Genomic DNA, 17,958 nt, shown 5'->3' on the forward strand with positions numbered 1-17,958 from the left:
AGAATTTCAAAGTTATCTCAAAAAATGAATATTTATTAATACAGCAAAAAAATAACAATCGTTACTTTTTGCATTTATCAATATGTTTTTGCTAGATAATTGAGATGTGTTGTCAAAGTAGCTCTTTGAGTTACAGACTACAAATAGAACACAAGTAATTATTCTTATGAATGCTATTTCTACAGTTGAATTAAAAAGAACCTCTTGGCAAACTGCTGTCATGTTTGCTTTGGGCTTTTGGTTGAGTGCTAGCTTAGTTTTAGATTGGGTAATTATGCCTAGTCTTTATCTTTCAGGCATGATGAGCCAAGCAGGTTTTGCTACAGCAGGCTATGTGATTTTTTGGAATTTTAATCGCTTGGAATTATTATCTGCGGCTGTAGTTTTAACTGGCGTACTGGCTTTAAGCAAAACTATATCTCGTTGGCATCCTAGCGTTATTATTTCTGGAATATTACTGCTGGCAATAGTTCTGTTGGATACCTACTTCTTAACTCCGCAAATGTGCGCCGTAGGAACTAGTCTGAATTTATTTGGATCAGCCTCGGCAATTCCGACGGAGATGAATTTACTCCACAGTGGTTATTTCTTTCTAGAAGCAATCAAATTAGTGGCAGGTGGTACACTCCTAAACTGGTGCTGGCGTCAGCAAGTTTAGAGATCCTCTACATAGATTATAGATGTAGCATTGACGGCTACAACAAAAGCCCTGATTTAATATCGGGGCTTTTTATTTAAGGTGTTGGTTGAGAATCTGAGGATGTTTCTTCATTATTAAACCACAGCAAACGTGCGGCGAGGATAGCAAACCCGATTGCCGCGATCGCTTTTAGTAAACGTGTGGGTAATAACTCTGCTACAGCACCCCCAGCTAATGATCCCAAAAGGCTAGTTAACAGTAACGCGCCAGCCGTACCGAAAAATACTGCACGAGGAGATCGAGAACGTCCGGAAAGTGCGATCGCAGCTAGTTGACTTTTATCACCTAATTCCGACAAAAAAACTGTCACGAAGCTGAGTCCTAAAAGATGCCATTCCATAGTTTTGGGGAGTAGGGAGTAGGGAATAGGGAGTAGTGAATGGGGGATAAGGAAGAACGCTTCGGCGGCTAATAATTACCAATTACATCCCAGGCGAGCATCAGGGAAATTAGCAATAACATTACTCCGGCTGATTTTTCTACGGTTTTGGGACTAAGACGTTTGGAGATCCAACTACCTAAAAGTACACCTAATAAGCTGGTGGTTATCAGTGCAGCCGCAGATCCAAGAAACACTACCCACGGTGAATGTGATTCTGCACTCATTAATAAGGTGGATAGCTGGGTTTTATCGCCAATTTCTGCGAGAAATATAGTAATGAAAGTAGTACCAAAAATTGCTGCTACTGATTCCTGCTTTTTTTGATGATCGACAACTACAGGCTGGAGTGGTTCAATAATTACGGCAGTTAAGTTCGTTTCGTTGTCATCTTTTAGTTCTGGCTGGTTTTCAGGCTCAGATGTGACAGAAAAACTTACAGGTACAGAGTCAAGTTTCACAGGCAGTAGTTTGGTTGTGGGGTTGCTTTCATAATTTTCTCATTTTCTCAGATTTTTGTAATAAATTGCAACCCCCAAGGCCAAAAATGTCATGTTCAAAAACCAATGGCTTTGTCAAAACGAAGAATTTCTAAACTGCGATCGCCATATACTCCTTCTATTTGCTGGCGACAACAGTCAATGGCAAAATTGTTGAGTTCTTCTGATTCGATGCCATACATATCCTGAAAAATTTCTGGATCTACACGACAGAAACGTGGACGATGAGAGTAGATGCGGCATTCTCGGCTGGTATGGTCGAAGTTAATGCACCATCCATCTTCACCTACCATACTCAGATATTGTTCCAACTCTGCGGGTGAAAGATAGTCTTCTATATCTGGACGATCTGCGGGATCAAGATTACAACAGGCCCCACATTGCTTGACACATTGCCAGTTTGCCATTTTATGTCTTTTCCTATAATTTTGTTAAGTAAATTAAATGTAACAGGCCGTGAACAGATATGATTAATAGCAGATTTGGCAACTGATTTACTGTATTTTTCAAGCCGATTAAGAGGACAAGGGAAAAATGTTTGACGCTTTAAGCAGTATTAATTGGGAAGTTATTTTTCAGCTAGTTTCCGTTTCATTAATCATCATTGCTGGCCCAGCCGTTATCTTTGTGCTAGCGTTTCGTAACGGCAACCTTTAAGAGTGCTGAGTGCTGAGTTCATTCCAGATTTATGACTCAGCATTCTGGTTTGATAATGCCTGAAGTGCAGCTTGAATAATACTGTCATATTGTGGTTGAGAGATATCCACCTCGATAGCATCTTCTCGATTTGTGCCTAGTAGACCGATTGTACGTCCTGGGTGCATGACTAAAACTTTGCCTTGAGAGTTTTTAATTCTTAATTCTGGTAAACCAGCGTTTTGATAGATACCACAAGTATAGGGGCGCTGGTTGAGTTGGAATTTGCTTTTTAATGTTTGAGTTGAAGAATTATAAAATAGACGATCAGGCGATAACCTTCTAGAGTTAACCTGAGGCAATCTTACACCTAGTAACTCTAACTCAATACTTGTATTACCATTAAAGTGATTTTCTCGCAACTTGTAAGCAATATCAATTTGTGATGGTAGGGGGAAATAGTCGCGCCAACGCCAAGCGATCGCTTTAAATTTATACTGTTGTTCATGTATACTTTGGGCCAGTGTGAGCTTGATATGACCCTTTCCTACAGTTTGTTGCTCCACAACTTGGACTTGAGATGTCCAAAATATGGGATCAGGGTTATCCATACCGCAAGGATGCAGGGCATTCAACTGTTGATAAAGCTGCTGATTTATTTCGGAAAAATCAACTTGAGCATCAATTTTTAGTAGTGGTTTGAGGTGCTGTGGTTCTAGACATTGGTTAGCAAACTCACACAACCGCCATCGCAATTTGGGTAAGTTCTCGGCTGGTAAAGAAAAACCTCCGGCTGCTTTGTGTCCCCCAAATTTACCTAGTAAGTCGTGACAACATTCCAACGCCTCGAACACATTAAACTCAGGAATACCACGAGCCGAACCGCGAATCAGTTGCTCATCTTCATAGGTACCAATAAACACAGGAACACCGTAGCGTTCCAGCAAGCGGGAAGCGACAATGCCAATTACACCATGATGCCAGTTGGGTTGCACAACCACCAATACTCGGTCTTGTGGTAATGATGACACAAATTCCGTTTCTACATAAGCGATCGCTTCTTGTTCAATTTCCTCGCATAATTGTTGGCGCCTAGTGTTCGTTTGTTCGCACTGCATAGCGCGTTCCAACGCTATCCCCATATCATCTGTCGTCAGCAACTCAATCACAGTCTGAGGATCACCAATGCGACCAATGGCGTTAATTCGTGGCCCCAGGCGGAAACCGATATCTTCGGGTTTGAGGGATTTAGGAGATGTGGAGGATGATTTTGGTACAAGTCCTAACTTCTCCACCCCCGCTTCTCCCCTGGACTGGACACCAGCCATTTGAATTAATGCTTGTATCCCAGGTAAATGAGATTTGGGTAACTGTTTTAAACCACGTTTTACCCAGCGACGGTTGACACCTGTTAAGGGGGCTAAGTCTGCGATGGTTCCTAAGGTAAATAAGGCTAACATCGGGCTGACTAAACCTTTCATTTCTCCTAACTGTTGGGCTAGAGATACCGCCAAAATATACGCAACACCCACACCTGCAACACCGCGATAAGGTGAGGATTCGGCTATAAGTTTGGGGTTGAGAATGGCGTTGGCTGGGGGTAGTTTTTGAGGGATGTCGTGGTGATCAGTAACAATTACTTTTACACCAAGTTCTCTGGCTCTGGCGATGGGTTCAAATGCAGAAATCCCATTATCTACAGTCAAAATTAGTTCTACACCTTCACTGTGAAACTCTTCCACAATTCGCTTATTAATGCCATAGCCTTCGTGCATCCGACTAGGAATGGCATAATTTACCTGAGCGCCTAAACTGCGGAGACTACGCAACAGTAATGCAGTACTAGTCATACCATCAGCATCGTAATCACCACAGATAGCAATTTTAGCTTTCGTTGCGATCGCCTGTTGTAATAACTCCACACTCACTGCTAAATCGGGAAAGTCTTCTAATGGTGAAGGTAAAATTAAAGACTCTGGATCTAAAAATGCTTGTGCTGCTTCTGGTGTAGTGATGCCACGATTAATTAATAGCTGGCTAATAATCGGGGAAATATTGTTGATTGTCGCCAACTTCTGGGCAAATTCTGGTTGCTGAGGATAAATTTGCCAACGCTGGTTAGGTAGGCGCTTGGATGATGTTGCTGGTTTAGGGAAAGCTTGATCTAGCACAATAGAAATTAAAAATATACAGTTATGAGTTGCGAGTGTGGCATGAAAAGTTTTTGCTTAACTCATAAGGAATATGAATTAAATAACATGCAAGTCTAGTTTTTGACCTCACCCCGCCTTTGACTTGCGTCAAAGTCTCCCCTCTCCTTACCAAGGAGAGGGGTTGGGGGTGAGGTTCTGTATTTTATTAAATCCACATTCCTAACTCATAACATTTTTGTTAGCCGTTACAACACATCTACACGACCATCGTTAAGAATATAAATAGAGCGATCGCCTGGAAAACTCCACGTAGGACGAAATTCTACTTGCAATGTGCCAAAATTGGGTTTCGATACATTCGCCTGTACCGACAAACCAGTGTCATCCCAGAAAATCAGTGACAAATTTGGCGTTGTCCCATGTCCATGTTCCAATGTTAATTCCTGTCCGGGTTGCAAGGCAATTGGATCAGTAGCGGCAAGTTTTTGTAATTGAATCACGCGAGGAGTGCGATTTACTACTTGAACTCGAACACGTTGTCCTGGTGTAAACTGCATGGGACGCGGCCCACATTGAGCAGCGCAGGTTCCAGCTAATGTGACACTAGGGTGATTAGCGGATGTCAACAGCAGTGCTGTGGTGAATAAGGTTGCTAGTATTAGCTTAGACATGGATTTAAACTTGACAAAATTGGTAATTATTGATATTTGAGTACTTCAGCCTAACACTGTACTGAGAAATTGGGTATACTCTTCGTCAATTATATTACCAATTTTGATTACAGACGACCCACACAACCGCTTCACTGCTTACCTAAACTTCCGCCATGTAATTTAACACTCAGAAATATCTGCTAATTTTACTAACAGACTATCTGCTAAATTCAATAATTCTGCATTATTTAGATCAACATGATCGTCATCACCAGCTAACAGATTTCTGACTATAGATAACCTGTCATTTCCTGCGGCAATTCTCCAACATTCTGCTAAATTGACTGCAAAATCAAAAAGCGATCGCTCTCCTAAATACTGCCTGACACTGACAGCTACATCATCATCACTGACTAAAAATTCTTTAATAACATCTAATACCCTATTACCTAAAATTTCATCATGTCCCCATGTTTCTAGCCAATCACTATTTGCATCTTCAACATAAAAATGAACATAATCTACACCGTATGTTAGCCAGTCATGCTGCATTCTGCGGGCAGTTGTTAAAACTTGCGAAAATTCTTCCACGGGATTTCTGTAACTATGAGTTTCTTGTCGGTTAGCCATAAAAGCTGTGATGCGCTGATAAGTATGTAGGGCCAAACACAAATCTTCGATTATTGCACCGTTAAGAGCGTCAGGAAAACTTCAAATACTTGCCACCTGAAAGATAGTCACTGTTATACAGTGCTATATTAACTAACTGCTTGATGAAATTGACATCTTTGGGATTGTAACTTAAAAATAATCCTCTCTCTATTTCCCATGAATGCAGTGTATTTTGCCAATAATGATACTTTTGATGATTAAACTCTTCCGAAACACTGGTAACTTGAATACATAAGGGTTTTTGCTGATGACTACTGATGATTAAATCTGTGGCCATAGAAAGGTCGGCGATGTAACGATGCCAAACACTACCTTCACGCTGAACAATATTGTGAGCTATAGCTTTAATAATATCATCATCTAGCTGATTAAATTCTCCTGCCATGAGTTTTTGTTTCCAAATATAAAATTTGGCATCGGTTGCATTTATCCATCTGGGAAAAAGATGGCCATACCAGTATCTTTCATTGGGGGTCATTTGCTCAAACTTGGCATTTTGTGCTTCTACCGAAGGTGATGATTGAATGATCAGCCAAATGGTAGAATCTGTAATTACTTCTAAGAGAAATGCTAGGACAAATGGTTTAGCAGTCAGAGAACCGGGCTTGATATTTTTTACCCAACGATTAATCTCGCGCAATTTTTTCGCCAAGTTGGGATCTATCGAGGAGGCTTGCTCGATGAGGTGTTTTAGCTGATCCTTAATCTCTTTTGCTTGCAAACGATGCCCTACTTTCAGTAACTAACGCTTTTGGGAAATATAAACCATTAGTATCACGAATGTGAATAACATGTACTTTTGTTACCAAGAAATATCTATTTTTGGATAGAATTGGTGTGAATACAACTTTTACTGTAGCAGATAACCTCTAAACCAACAGTAATCTCAAGGGTGGCCAAGGATACGCTCCGTGTATTGTTAGTATATGCCTCAGGCTGGCTATGCCTACGCATTTCCTCAGTTATGGAGGGGCATAGCCTATTGCCTATCTACTTGGCTACTACATGATTAACTGGTACAACTTTGGCTAAATCCAAAATTTGCGGAATCAAATCTTCCCGCTTGACGGCCATCATGTGAACACCTTGACATAATTGCCGCGCAATTTGCACTTGTTCTGCCGCAATTTTTACGCCCTCTTCCAGTGGGTCTTTAGCTTGTGCCAACCTATCAATAATATGCTGGGGGATATTTACTCCGGGAACACATCTATTAATAAACTGGGCATTCTTTGCCGATTTCAACAGAAAAATTCCTGCCAAAATTGGTTTTTGATGAACAGAGGCTATGTTGTCCATAAACTTTTCTAGCTTTTCAAAATCAGTAATTAATTGACTTTGAAAAAACTGCGCTCCGGCGGCAATTTTACGTTCAAAGCGACTTTGCAAACCTGACCAACTGGCACATTGGGGATCTACCGCTGCACCTGTAAATAAATCTGTTGCACCATCAGTTAAGGGCTTTTCATGACAATCAACGCCTTGATTCATTTTCCGAATTAGTTGCAACAGTCGCACAGCTTCTAAATCAAACACGCCTTTAGCATCAGGATGATCACCTGCTTTTACCGGGTCGCCAGTCAAAGCTAAAATGTTGCGGATACCCAAAGCATGGGCCCCCATTAAATCAGCTTGTAAACCAATTTTATTGCGATCGCGGCAAGCCACCTGACAAATTGGTTCAATACCGTGTTGTAACAAAATGACTGACGCTGCTAACGAGGACATCCGCAAAACTGCGCGGCTACCATCAGTAATATTGACGGCATGAACCCTCCCCTTAAGGGTCGCCGCCATTGATAGCATGTGGGTTGGATTTCCCCCTTTGGGGGGTGCAACTTCAGCAGTAACTAAAAATTCACCACCTTGTACAGCATGACGAAAGGAATTTAAAACTTTGGAACTTTGGGTATCCTGCATAACATTATTATTTCGGTTTCTTTAAAGGCTATAACGAATTACGCCTAAAAGTGCAAACCTACAGAGGTAGAGAATAACCCAAGGCAGTTTTGACCTGTGCTAAAGTTTGGTTAGCGATCGCCTCAGCTTTTTTTCGTCCATCGCGTAATACAGACTCTAAATAAGCTTGATCTTCCATAATTGCCTGATATTTTTCTTGGATGGGCTTCAAACCATTAATTGTCGTTTCTGTCAACAATGGTTTAAATTGTCCCCAGCCCATATCCTGACATTCTGCGGCTACTGCTTCTTTGTTCTTCCCAGATAGCAACATATACAGCGTTAACAAGTTATTACACTCTGGACGCTCTGGATCATCAAAAGTCAAACCCCGAACCGGATCGGTTTTACAGCGTTTAATTTTATATTGAATCTGCTCTGGTGGATCTAGTAAATTAATTCGGCTTAAATCAGAAGGATCAGACTTAGACATTTTGCGTGTACCATCCGCCAAACTCATCACCCTTGCCCCTTCCTTACGAATTAAAGGGTCTGGTAACTTGAGTACAGGCTGGTCTGGCTTACCAAATTGGTGATTTAACCGCGCTGCAATATCTCTGGTCAATTCCAAATGTTGCTTTTGGTCTTCACCTACTGGCACTTTATCAGCTTGATACAGCAAAATATCAGCAGCCATCAGCACAGGGTAGTCTAACAAACCTGCACTGACATTTTCACCTTGCTTGACAGCCTTTTCCTTAAACTGGATCATATCTTCCAACCAGTTTAAAGGTGTAATGCAGTTAAGCAGCCAAGTAAGTTCACTGTGGGCAGAGACGTGAGATTGCACAAAAATAGTGGAGTGATTTAAATCCAGACCACAAGCTAGATACAGCGCCACCAATGTATAAGTATCAGATGCTAACTGTTTGGGGTCATGTGGTACCGTAATTGCGTGCAAATCAGCCACGAACAGGTAATTTTCGTATTCACTCTGACCTTCTACCCAGTTGCGAATGGCGCCCAAGTAGTTACCTAAATGGTAATTGCCCGTTGGTTGAACTCCAGAAAGAACACGCTGCTTGCCCATAAATTTCAAATTAATTATCTCAACTCCGCTCTAGTAAAGTGGCGGTTACAAAACTCATTTAATTTTGACACTTTCCTGGGCAACTCGCTGTTGCGAAGCAGAAATATTTATCTCTCTGGAGTTAGGAGTAGGGAGTAGGAAAAAATCTGCGATTTAACAAAGCTTATTATCTGCATTACCAGGCACAGATTAATGTTGGAAGTAATGCTTGATTTTAATCTGGGGTGTGTGCTTTTTAATAGCAAACAGTGATAACTGATAACTGATTTAAGACATCCTGCGTACACTTTAACCGAAGTCGATGTGTTCCCGTTTGCCAACGGAAGTCTCTCGGAGGTTTAAGATGAAAGCTTTGTTACTATGGCCCATCATGCCTAATTCTTTCTGGTCTTACCAGGAAACCCTCGATTTAGCTGGTTTACGCTCCACTAATCCCCCATTAGGTTTGATTACAGTAGCCGCCATGCTACCCAGTGATTGGGAAATCAGATTTATAGATCGCAATATCCGTCTAGAGACAGATGCAGACTGGGAATGGTGTGATTTAGTCCTCATCTCTGCAATGATTATTCAGAAACAAGATTTTCGCGCCTTGATGCAAAAAGGTGTGGCGTTAGGTAAAAAGGTGGCTGTGGGCGGCCCTTTCCCTACATCAGTACCAGAATTTGCCTTGGAAGCAGGAGCGCATTATCTAATTTTAGATGAAGGGGAATGTACTATCCCCATGTTTGTGGATGCTCTAGCACGGGGAGAAGAACAAGGAATTTTCAGATCTCCAGAAAAACCAGATGTCACCCAAACACCAATTGCGCGATTTGATTTGTTGGATCTTGATGCTTATTTAGCAATCACAGTCCAATTTTCCCGTGGGTGTCCATTCCAGTGTGAATTTTGCGACATTATCAACTTATATGGACGCAAGCCCCGCACCAAGACACCAGAACAAATGCTCCAGGAATTTCAAGTCCTCTACGATTTGGGCTGGCGGCGATATGTATTTGTAGTTGATGACAATTTTATCGGTAATAAGCGCAATGCTAAGGTATTTTTAAAAGCGCTGATTCCGTGGATGGAAGAACATGATTACCCATTTATTTTAGTTACCGAAGCTTCACTCAATTTGGCAGAGGATGATGAATTAATTGAGTTGATGGTAAAAGCCGGATTCACCCTTGTATTTATGGGCATAGAAACCCCAGATACAGATAGTCTTTTGGGTATTCACAAAGTTCAGAATACACGCCATGACTTAATTGAATCTTGCCACAAAGTCACACGGGCAGGATTGCAGATTATGTCTGGTTTCATTATGGGCTTTGATAACGAACGCCCAGGTGCAGGCCAACGGATTCGGGAATTTATTGAAGAGACTGGCATTCCCCAAGGACAGTTTAGCTTACTACAAGCGTTGCAAAATACAGCCATGTGGAATCGCTTGCAACAAGAAGGAAGATTAGCTGATGGATTAGGAACCTTTCATCAAGGCGCAATTATGAACTTTGTACCGACGCGCCCAGTAGCAGAAATTACAGAGGAATACATCGATGCTTTCTGGAATATCTATGAGCCGATGCCTTTTTTGAAACGAACTTTCCGCCACTTTAGAATGATGAATGGTTGGCGGGGTAAAACCAAGCGTCAGATTACTGGGACTGAGATCCGTCTATTTACGGCGATTTGCTGGCGACAGGGTATAGTGCGCTCAACTCGGTTTCGTTTCTGGTGGCAATTAGTAGCGATCGCACTCACTAAACCCCGTTTATTGTACGATTATTTGACTACCTTGGGCGTGGGTGAACACTTCTTCAACTATCGCTATGAAGTCAGGGCGCAGTTGCAGGAAAAATTGGCAGCATTAAAACAAGAAAAACCAGAGGTAAAAGAAACTCATCAATTAGAGCCTGTAAGCTAATTCACGATGATTATTAAAGAGAATTTTGCACCTATTCTTACATCAAGAATAGGTGTTTTTAAATAACTTTGACATGATTTTTTAACCATTGCGTAAATAACTCACGCTCAATTTGACCTGATGCTAAAGAAAGGATAATTACCTCCTGCTCATCGATTGAAGCATCAATTTCCAGACCATTCATTACCAGAAAAACTTCCATTGCGGCATGACTAATCCGCTTATTCCCATCAATAAAGGGATGATTCATAACCAGCGAAAACCCGATTGCCGCAGCCTTATCCACTAGTGTCGGGTAAAGCTCTTCACCGCCAAAAGTCATACGGGGTTAAGCAAGAGCAGATTCTAAACCACCCAAATCTCGGATACCCAACGCACCACCAGACTGCTCTATAATCTGACGATGAAGTTCGACAACCTCAAACAGTAACAAGTAGCGAATCATGCCAATCGCTTGTAAAGTGTAGCATTTTTTCGCAATACATAACTAACAGCTTGGTTAAATTCATTGTTGGGGTAGTTTAACAAATCTTCTAAACTTGCACATAACAATTCTTCAGTAGACATCCCCAACTTTTGCGCTAATTCCTGCAATTTTTGCAGTTGCTCCTCTGTCATATTAATGGTTATAGCAGCCATTTTTCCTCTTTGTAGCTAGTCTTTATTTAATATTAAACCAAATTTCTCCTGACAAAACCAGAGATTATCTGTGTTGTTGTAGGAAAGAAAACTAATTTACGAATATTTATTTTTTCAAAGTAATCAAATTTAAATATAGTACAATCATGTTTATTTAAATTCCAATAATTAATACATTTAGCAATCATGAAATTTATCGGCATTGATTTAGGCTGGAAATCGCAACCAAGCGGTTTATGCTGTTTAGAACTAATCGCAGGACAACTGCAAATACGAGATTTAGATCGTTTAGAATTTATTGCAGATATCCTCACTTGGATTGAGCAAAGGGTACAACCAGACGAACCAGCCATCATTGGCGTAGATGCACCTACCTTGATCCCCAACGCTACAGGTAGTCGTCTCCCCGATAAACTCACTCATAAATACTTTGGTAAATATCATGCTGGATGCTACCCAGCCAATCAAAATCTACCCTTCGCCGAACGCACCATCAACTTTGGTTTAGAATTAGAACGTCGTGGATTTGCCCACGCACCTGATATTGATCCCCAAAAACTTGGCAGATATCAAATAGAAGTTTTTCCCCATCCCGCAATCGTAAATTTATTCAACTTAGAACGCATCCTCAAATATAAAAAAGGACGCCTCAGTGAGCGTCGCTTAGAATTAATTAAACTCTACAATTTCATAGTAGAAATTCTACCCACCTTAGAACCTCCTCTGAGTTACGCCACTTGCTTTATGTCGGGGAACCCGTCCACCGCAGTGGCTCCTCCGCCCCTCTGTGGTTCCCTATCTTCCGAAATCCCCAGTACAGGCGCAGCCCTCAAAGCAGCCGAAGACAAACTAGATAGCCTGATTTGTGCTTATGTAGCAGCCCATTGGTGGTACTGGGGTAAACAACGTAACTTAGTACTAGGCGATCGCAGTACTGGTTACATCGTCATCCCAGAGAACAGGGGGAGTGGTGAGTGATAAAGATATTTTCCATACCCTACTCCCTACTCCCTGACAATTATTCTGCCCAAGCAATCAACCTCGGCTCATAAGGACTAGACAAGTGTTGATGTTGCGGTAACACACGCAAAGACAAACCTTGCAAACCAGAGGCCGTGTAGGTGATGTTAGAGGTGTAAATGCTTAACCCTTGTGTATCCTGTCCTTGGTAATCCATGACTACTGGCACAGCATGGACAATATCACCATTAGCATCAATGGCACCTTGGTATAATTCCACCCGCACATCATCATTTCTCAAAGTTGCTAAATCAACCTTGGCTTTGACAGCAACGGTTTGGTTAACTTCAATATCTGCATCTGCCGATATATCAATGTCTTTGATTTTGATATTAAACCAGTGGTCGCTCAGTTTATCCTTCCAATGCGCTAATTCCTTAGCTGGAGCATAGTTATCGGTAGTCAGAATATGATAGCGATCGCTTGCTGGGAAATAAGCTCGTTGGGCATATTCTCCTACCATCCGGGCTGTATTAAAGAAAGGACAATTCAAGCGAATTGCATCTTTCATTTTGGCTACCCACGCCCTTGGTAAACCATCATTATCTTGATGATCGTAAAACAAAGGTACAACTTCTTTCTCTAACAACTCATACAGAGCGTTAGCTTCTATTTCGTCTTGATAATTGGGATCATCGTAATTTTCACCATGTCCAATGGCCCAACCGGTGCGGACATAATCAGCTTCATCCCACCAGCCATCTAAAACACTTAAATTTGGCAATCCATTCATGGCTGCTTTCATCCCACTGGTTCCGGAGGCTTCCCGTGGACGACGTGGTGTGTTTAACCAAATATCACAACCAGCTACCATCAACCGAGCGATATGAATATCGTAGTTGGGAACAAACACTACCTGTTTTTCTAAGTGGTGTTCGCGGATAAAGTGATTGATGTCGCGGATCAATTCTTTACCGGGGATGTCCTTGGGGTGAGCCTTACCAGCAATTACAAATTGCACTTTGCGGTGTTTGTTGCCTAGCAAAATCCGCTTGATGCGTTCCAAATCGCGCATCCAAAGAGTAGCGCGTTTGTAGGTAGCAAAACGCCGGGCAAAACCAATAGTTAAAACGTGGGGATCAAGAACTTCTTGGGCTTGGTCAATTTCTGAAGCGGAAGCACCGCGATCGCGTAAATGCTTCACTAAATGATCCCGGACATATAAAATCATGTCTAAGCGGCAGCGTTCGTGATTGCGCCACAACTCTTCGTCGGGGATCGCATCCATGCGCTCCCATAACGGGCTATCTGGTGGTGACGATGACCAATTGGGCCCTAAGTAGCGATCGTATAACTCTTGAGTTGATTTCGCTACGCAACTCCGGGCGTGAACACCATTGGTAATGGCAGCAATGGGTACTTCTTCCACTGGTACCTTTTTCCATAAACCCTGGAACATTTGCCGTGATACTACACCGTGCAACTGAGCCACACCATTAGAAAATGTTGCCATCTTCAAGGCCAACACCGCCATACTAAAAGGTGCAGATAAATCACCAGTATTTTCCCGTCCCAGTCCTAAAAATTGCTCCTTGGGCAAACCAAAGATTTCTGCATAGTACCCCAGGTAGTACATTACTTTGTCTGGAGAAAACAAATCAATTCCCGCTGGAACTGGGGTGTGGGTGGTAAAGATATTGCTGGAAGCCACCACCTGTTTGGCTTGGGTATAATTCAATCCTTCTTCTTGAATCAGGATGCGGATACGCTCTAAAGCCGAAAATCCTGCATGACCTTCATTCATATGGTAAGCGGTGACGTTATAACCCAAAGCTTTCAACATCTGCACGCCACCGATCCCCAGCATAATTTCCTGGTGGATTCGCATATCGATATCACCACCATACAGCTGGTCGGTGATGTCGTGGTCATAAGGGTTATTGGGTTCGATGTTGGTGTCTAACATATACAGTGGCACTGTTCCCACTTGTACACGCCAAACTCTGGCATAAACCTTGCGTCCTGGATAATCTACTGCAATCCTCAGTTCTGAACCATCAGGATTGCGCTCTAGGTGCAGAGGCATATTATAAAAATCGTTGATTGGGTAGCGTTCTTGCTGCCAACCATCGGCATTGAGATACTGAGCAAAATATCCTTGCTGATACAGCAAACCCACACCCACCAAAGGTAACCCCAAATCACTAGCAGATTTCAGGTGATCCCCAGCCAGAACACCCAAGCCACCAGAATAGACGGGTAAACAATCTACCAGCCCAAATTCAGCGGAAAAATAGGCGTAGCATTCTTTAGGCTTGTGGCTACGTTGTTTCTGATACCAGGTGCGTTCTTGTAAATAATCTTCTAACTGGCGGTTAGCTCGATCCATTTGCGCCAGAAAGCCTTCATCTTCGACCACTTCTAAAAGTCGCGCCTGACTGATTGTTCCCAGCATTAACACTGGATTGTGACGGCTAGATTCCCACAGGTCGGGATCTAAGCGCCGAAATAAATCTTTAGACTCAACGTTCCAATCCCAGTGCAAGTTATATGCTAATCGCCGCAGTGGTTCGAGGCGCTGCGGTAATGAAGGTGAAACGTTAAATGTACGAATTGGCTGCATAGGTTGCTAAAACTCCAAGTTTAATTTGGTGATGCTTAATTGTCTTTATTACTGTCTTTACCCAATGTTGCCAATTCTTGCTACCGCTTTTGTAAAATTGCGATGACTTTGTTAAGCATGGAAAATTATTCTTACCATCGCTGCTAAAGTTTACACTAAGGGCATTTCTAAGTCTATGCGCTTCCCTCAAGTATTTACTTAGTATAGTAAAATTTAATTATTGTCCGGTAAAAAATACTTAAATAAATATAAATAAATTCTCATTCACCCTTTTTTCAGGAAGAAAATATTAATCTCACTCGATACTTGACAAATATCCTCTGGATTGATTGTCATTTTTGCTACAAAATTTCCTTGTAAGATCCACCATAACAGCTTTTGTTAGGGTGAGAAATGAGTTAATTTTGTCATCAGCGATCGCCAGAGTAAAAAATTACTAAAATAAAGTATTAATTGTTGCTATATTTTGAGCTATTTGGAGATATACTGCGTCTAATTGTTTCTCTGTAAACACACAAATGAAATATGCCCATTGACTTAGCAAATTGAGCAAATATGAATGTATTAATATAATGATTATACGCCTAGAATAAATTGGTATGAGAATTTTGAGGTATACTTAAAGCTACCGCTGCGGCAAAAGCCATCTCTGCTGCTAATTGATAAGCTAATTTAATATTAGATGCTGAATCTTTACTATAAGATGCAAGAAAAGTTTTTGGCGTGTTTGATTCTTGTTTAACATGACCAGCTACGACAGCTCGCTGCAAGATGATAAATGCATCTAAGTCATCTGAGTCGTAACTATCTTGCAGTAACATTTCTATCTGGTCTTGGGCGACAACACTGAAAGAGCCAGAGGTTAAAGCCTGTTGCACAATTTCTTTAATGGAAACCATAATTTTAAGCAAGTGTGTGAATGAGCTTTTGCCGTGTAGATTTAATGTTGGATAGCACGTATATCTATAATGTGTCCACAATTTATAATGGATAGGATCAAGGGCGCATCACCCATTTGGCTCATCTCATAGGGTGATTTACAAATTGTGCCTTATAGGTCAGTTATCTTAGGGGTAAAATAGACATCTCATATAGAAATTTGTCCTATTTAAAGAAATGTAGCAAGTTTTTTGAATCAAGCGATAAGCCCGGAGGGCATGGCTAGAGCCTCCAGCACGCTACCGCGGTAAGCGCAGCTATGCCCGCTAGGGTTTTACGCCTATCGCTCTTAGTGGTACACCAGTAATTTATCTAGTGTGGGTCATAAATTCTATCAATTAAACTCAAATAAAATGTATTTTTTTATATAGGTATGAAAATATTATTTAGTAACGAATACGTAACTGATAATGTTACTTTAATTTCAAAATATTATTGATAATCAAAAATAAAAAAACTTACTTCCTAAAAGTGTTCCAAGAGAAAGAAAGTATGTTAACCTTAAAAACAACTATCACGAAAAATTTTGCATGTGATTTAGAATTGTGATTTTCTTCCTCTGTAATTCATCGGTTTGCAACATGATTAGCGCAGTATACTCTAGAAATTCGTTGCAAGAAAGTCGTCATTGTAGTCGTGGAAGCGCTTACTTGTTTGCACCGATGGTAAACTTTAATGTGATGGCTGAAGTGGGTGACACTCCACCCTAAGATTGATTTGCTTAAATAACAATAACACTAAAAATTACAGCACAGTAGAGTTCCATTTCCATAAGTTGACTCTCTGTCAAATTTTCACTAACCCCTGTAACCAAAAAAGCAACGATGTTGTGCAAATATGTTGCATCTGGTTATTAAAAAAGCCAAATTAATTGACTTGATAAAAAACAACTTGAATACGAATAACTATGTGATAGTTTTTTTATCGTTTGTGCAAAGTCGCTAAATAAAGTCAAATTGGCTCTAAAAAAACCAATAATGCAATTTAATATTCTGAGTTTTTGTGCTGTGAATCTTTAATTATTGCCTGTATATTTTCTTAGGTTAATTTATTAAATTAACATTGGCATAATGATTTTCGCAGTGACCACAATTCTCAGTAGCTTTTCTATTTATCAACTTCTACTATCGTGTGGAAATTACTAAAATGCCGTACTTATTAAAATCTAGCAATTAGTTTTTGAGCGGCTTAACAGATTATTGAATAAATAGGGAAAATTATTGTGTAATTGCACAGTAATTTCCTCACTTTAAACATATCAGGTTTATTGGCACTACCAGAAGAAACAATCTCTTCTTAACACCTACATCTCCAAGACTGACCACAAAACTTGATGTGAGAGCTATTTAATCATGAATAACAAGCGATACTCTTCCAAATGGCAAAGATTCCAAGAATTATTTATCACCACTTGCTTAGGTGATATTCCGACAATTCTCTTAGGCCCAAAACTACGCAATCTAGTATATCGTCAAATTTTTGGGCGCATGGGTAGTGCAATTTATATCCAAAACGATGTGGAATTTATGGGAACTTCTGCTATTGAGATGGGCAATAGCGTATATATTTTTAAAGGTGTCCGTATGGATGCCCAAGGACATGAGAATAATAAACTTTATTTGGGAAATGGAGTGGCAATTGAGCGCTACGTTGAGATTGGATGTTTAGAAGATACTTGCATATATATTGATGATGAAACCTTTATCGCCCCTCATGTTTGTATTGCCGGGCCTGGAGATATCAAAATTGGTAAGCACTGCATGATAGCCTCTCATACAGGAATATATGCCAATAACCACAAATTTGCCGACACGACAACACCCATGAAATACCAAGGCGTCACTCGTAAGGGAATTGTCATTGAAGATGACTGTTGGCTAGGTCATGGAGTAACGGTATTGGATGGCGTCACTATTGGTAAAGGCAGTGTTATTGGTGCAGGATCAATTGTCAATAAAGATATTCCTCCCTACTCTATAGCCGTAGGTGCGCCTGCGAGAGTCATCAAAAGCCGAGTTAAAAATTTGGTAGCATCCTAAATCAGGACAGTTTGGCTTGCGGTTTGGCGATGAGAGATGGCAGACTGTAGAGAAAGAAAATAGTGGGAAGAAACTTCTGCTATAAGTCAACGTCACAAGAGTAACCAGTCAACAACAACTTAGGGGCATCGACCAGTCAGACTAACTACACCAATGGATAATAA

At 41.0% G+C, this 17,958-nt stretch carries 18 protein-coding genes; 5 read left to right on the forward strand and 13 right to left on the reverse strand.

What is annotated here, in order from left to right; all coding sequences use genetic code 11:
* Window positions 1–166 precede the first annotated feature (166 nt).
* Window positions 167–658 (forward strand): hypothetical protein, encoded by a 492-nt coding sequence (locus ACM0OT_RS09940; protein WP_414564206.1) that lies wholly within the window; start codon window positions 167–169, stop codon window positions 656–658.
* Between the two features lie 76 nt (window positions 659–734).
* Here ACM0OT_RS09940 and ACM0OT_RS09945 read toward each other — a convergent pair whose 3' ends face one another.
* The 3 genes from ACM0OT_RS09945 to ACM0OT_RS09955 all read right to left on the reverse strand — a co-directional run bounded on the left by ACM0OT_RS09945 (window position 735) and on the right by ACM0OT_RS09955 (window position 1,986).
* Window positions 735–1,040 carry a TMEM165/GDT1 family protein gene (locus ACM0OT_RS09945; RefSeq protein ID WP_414545597.1) on the reverse strand — a complete coding sequence of 102 codons (306 nt, stop codon included), beginning with the start codon at window positions 1,038–1,040 and terminating at the stop codon, window positions 735–737.
* A gap of 68 nt (window positions 1,041–1,108) precedes the next feature.
* Complete coding sequence (locus tag ACM0OT_RS09950; protein WP_414564207.1) at window positions 1,109–1,540, reverse strand: TMEM165/GDT1 family protein; 432 nt, start codon at window positions 1,538–1,540, stop codon at window positions 1,109–1,111.
* Window positions 1,541–1,635: 95 nt separating this feature from the next.
* On the reverse strand, window positions 1,636–1,986 hold the full coding sequence (locus tag ACM0OT_RS09955; protein ID WP_414564208.1) for a YkgJ family cysteine cluster protein: 351 nt from the start codon (window positions 1,984–1,986) through the stop codon (window positions 1,636–1,638).
* A 127-nt stretch (window positions 1,987–2,113) separates the two neighbouring features.
* On the opposite strand from ACM0OT_RS09955, the gene psb30 reads away from it, so the two are divergent.
* Window positions 2,114–2,236 carry a photosystem II reaction center protein Ycf12/Psb30 gene (psb30, locus tag ACM0OT_RS09960; RefSeq protein WP_414564209.1) on the forward strand — a complete coding sequence of 41 codons (123 nt, stop codon included), beginning with the start codon at window positions 2,114–2,116 and terminating at the stop codon, window positions 2,234–2,236.
* 29 nt (window positions 2,237–2,265) lie between these two features.
* Here the strand turns inward: psb30 and ACM0OT_RS09965 are convergent, their stop codons facing one another.
* From ACM0OT_RS09965 to trpS, 6 genes are all read right to left on the reverse strand, one after another.
* Window positions 2,266–4,386, reverse strand: a complete 2,121-nt coding sequence (locus tag ACM0OT_RS09965; protein ID WP_414564210.1) for a single-stranded-DNA-specific exonuclease RecJ — start codon at window positions 4,384–4,386, stop codon at window positions 2,266–2,268.
* 227 nt (window positions 4,387–4,613) lie between these two features.
* On the reverse strand, window positions 4,614–5,039 hold the full coding sequence (locus ACM0OT_RS09970; RefSeq protein WP_414564211.1) for a hypothetical protein: 426 nt from the start codon (window positions 5,037–5,039) through the stop codon (window positions 4,614–4,616).
* A 162-nt stretch (window positions 5,040–5,201) separates the two neighbouring features.
* On the reverse strand, window positions 5,202–5,651 hold the full coding sequence (locus tag ACM0OT_RS09975) for a hypothetical protein (protein ID WP_414564242.1): 450 nt from the start codon (window positions 5,649–5,651) through the stop codon (window positions 5,202–5,204).
* A 70-nt stretch (window positions 5,652–5,721) separates the two neighbouring features.
* The gene (locus ACM0OT_RS09980) at window positions 5,722–6,414 is read right to left on the reverse strand and encodes a hypothetical protein (protein WP_414564212.1); all 693 of its coding nucleotides are present in this window, start codon (window positions 6,412–6,414) and stop codon (window positions 5,722–5,724) included.
* 269 nt (window positions 6,415–6,683) lie between these two features.
* A complete protein-coding gene (locus tag ACM0OT_RS09985) occupies window positions 6,684–7,613 on the reverse strand; it encodes a methylenetetrahydrofolate reductase (RefSeq protein WP_414564213.1) in 930 nt (309 codons plus the stop codon).
* Between the two features lie 58 nt (window positions 7,614–7,671).
* Window positions 7,672–8,682, reverse strand: coding sequence for a tryptophan--tRNA ligase (gene trpS / locus ACM0OT_RS09990; RefSeq protein ID WP_414564214.1), 1,011 nt, complete (start codon window positions 8,680–8,682; stop codon window positions 7,672–7,674).
* A gap of 343 nt (window positions 8,683–9,025) precedes the next feature.
* On the opposite strand from trpS, the gene ACM0OT_RS09995 reads away from it, so the two are divergent.
* Entirely contained in the window at window positions 9,026–10,594 is a 1,569-nt protein-coding gene (locus ACM0OT_RS09995; RefSeq protein WP_414564215.1) for a B12-binding domain-containing radical SAM protein, read from the forward strand.
* Between the two features lie 58 nt (window positions 10,595–10,652).
* Here ACM0OT_RS09995 and ACM0OT_RS10000 read toward each other — a convergent pair whose 3' ends face one another.
* Window positions 10,653–10,916, reverse strand: a complete 264-nt coding sequence (locus ACM0OT_RS10000) for a type II toxin-antitoxin system death-on-curing family toxin (protein ID WP_414564216.1) — start codon at window positions 10,914–10,916, stop codon at window positions 10,653–10,655.
* A 119-nt stretch (window positions 10,917–11,035) separates the two neighbouring features.
* Window positions 11,036–11,233 carry a DNA-binding protein gene (locus ACM0OT_RS10005; protein ID WP_414564217.1) on the reverse strand — a complete coding sequence of 66 codons (198 nt, stop codon included), beginning with the start codon at window positions 11,231–11,233 and terminating at the stop codon, window positions 11,036–11,038.
* A gap of 186 nt (window positions 11,234–11,419) precedes the next feature.
* Here ACM0OT_RS10005 and ACM0OT_RS10010 point away from each other — a divergent pair, with 186 nt between their 5' ends.
* Entirely contained in the window at window positions 11,420–12,211 is a 792-nt protein-coding gene (locus ACM0OT_RS10010; protein WP_414564218.1) for a DUF429 domain-containing protein, read from the forward strand.
* Between the two features lie 40 nt (window positions 12,212–12,251).
* Here ACM0OT_RS10010 and glgP read toward each other — a convergent pair whose 3' ends face one another.
* Together glgP and ACM0OT_RS10020 are read right to left on the reverse strand one after the other, a co-directional pair.
* Window positions 12,252–14,816: an alpha-glucan family phosphorylase gene (gene glgP, locus ACM0OT_RS10015; RefSeq protein WP_414564219.1), complete on the reverse strand. Its 2,565-nt coding sequence runs from the start codon at window positions 14,814–14,816 to the stop codon at window positions 12,252–12,254.
* A gap of 584 nt (window positions 14,817–15,400) precedes the next feature.
* Window positions 15,401–15,715: a hypothetical protein gene (locus tag ACM0OT_RS10020; protein ID WP_414564220.1), complete on the reverse strand. Its 315-nt coding sequence runs from the start codon at window positions 15,713–15,715 to the stop codon at window positions 15,401–15,403.
* A 1,392-nt stretch (window positions 15,716–17,107) separates the two neighbouring features.
* On the opposite strand from ACM0OT_RS10020, the gene ACM0OT_RS10025 reads away from it, so the two are divergent.
* On the forward strand, window positions 17,108–17,794 hold the full coding sequence (locus ACM0OT_RS10025; protein ID WP_414564221.1) for an acyltransferase: 687 nt from the start codon (window positions 17,108–17,110) through the stop codon (window positions 17,792–17,794).
* Window positions 17,795–17,958 lie beyond the last annotated feature (164 nt).

This window comes from Anabaena sp. CCY 9613 (assembly GCF_963920895.1).
GTDB lineage: Bacteria > Cyanobacteriota > Cyanobacteriia > Cyanobacteriales > Nostocaceae > Cyanocohniella.

Excerpts from the sequence above, each read along its gene's own strand:
- ACM0OT_RS09940 (WP_414564206.1), top strand. The coding sequence starts at position 167 with ATGAATGCTATTTCTACAGTTGAATTAAAAAGAACCTCTTGGCAAACT.
- ACM0OT_RS09945 (WP_414545597.1), bottom strand. The coding sequence starts at position 1,040 with ATGGAATGGCATCTTTTAGGACTCAGCTTCGTGACAGTTTTTTTGTCG.
- ACM0OT_RS09955 (WP_414564208.1), bottom strand. The coding sequence starts at position 1,986 with ATGGCAAACTGGCAATGTGTCAAGCAATGTGGGGCCTGTTGTAATCTT.
- psb30 (WP_414564209.1), top strand. The coding sequence starts at position 2,114 with ATGTTTGACGCTTTAAGCAGTATTAATTGGGAAGTTATTTTTCAGCTA.
- ACM0OT_RS09970 (WP_414564211.1), bottom strand. The coding sequence starts at position 5,039 with ATGTCTAAGCTAATACTAGCAACCTTATTCACCACAGCACTGCTGTTG.
- ACM0OT_RS09975 (WP_414564242.1), bottom strand. The coding sequence starts at position 5,651 with ATGGCTAACCGACAAGAAACTCATAGTTACAGAAATCCCGTGGAAGAA.
- ACM0OT_RS09985 (WP_414564213.1), bottom strand. The coding sequence starts at position 7,613 with ATGCAGGATACCCAAAGTTCCAAAGTTTTAAATTCCTTTCGTCATGCT.
- trpS (WP_414564214.1), bottom strand. The coding sequence starts at position 8,682 with ATGGGCAAGCAGCGTGTTCTTTCTGGAGTTCAACCAACGGGCAATTAC.
- ACM0OT_RS09995 (WP_414564215.1), top strand. The coding sequence starts at position 9,026 with ATGAAAGCTTTGTTACTATGGCCCATCATGCCTAATTCTTTCTGGTCT.
- ACM0OT_RS10000 (WP_414564216.1), bottom strand. The coding sequence starts at position 10,916 with ATGACTTTTGGCGGTGAAGAGCTTTACCCGACACTAGTGGATAAGGCT.
- ACM0OT_RS10005 (WP_414564217.1), bottom strand. The coding sequence starts at position 11,233 with ATGGCTGCTATAACCATTAATATGACAGAGGAGCAACTGCAAAAATTG.
- ACM0OT_RS10010 (WP_414564218.1), top strand. The coding sequence starts at position 11,420 with ATGAAATTTATCGGCATTGATTTAGGCTGGAAATCGCAACCAAGCGGT.
- glgP (WP_414564219.1), bottom strand. The coding sequence starts at position 14,816 with ATGCAGCCAATTCGTACATTTAACGTTTCACCTTCATTACCGCAGCGC.
- ACM0OT_RS10020 (WP_414564220.1), bottom strand. The coding sequence starts at position 15,715 with ATGGTTTCCATTAAAGAAATTGTGCAACAGGCTTTAACCTCTGGCTCT.
- ACM0OT_RS10025 (WP_414564221.1), top strand. The coding sequence starts at position 17,108 with ATGAATAACAAGCGATACTCTTCCAAATGGCAAAGATTCCAAGAATTA.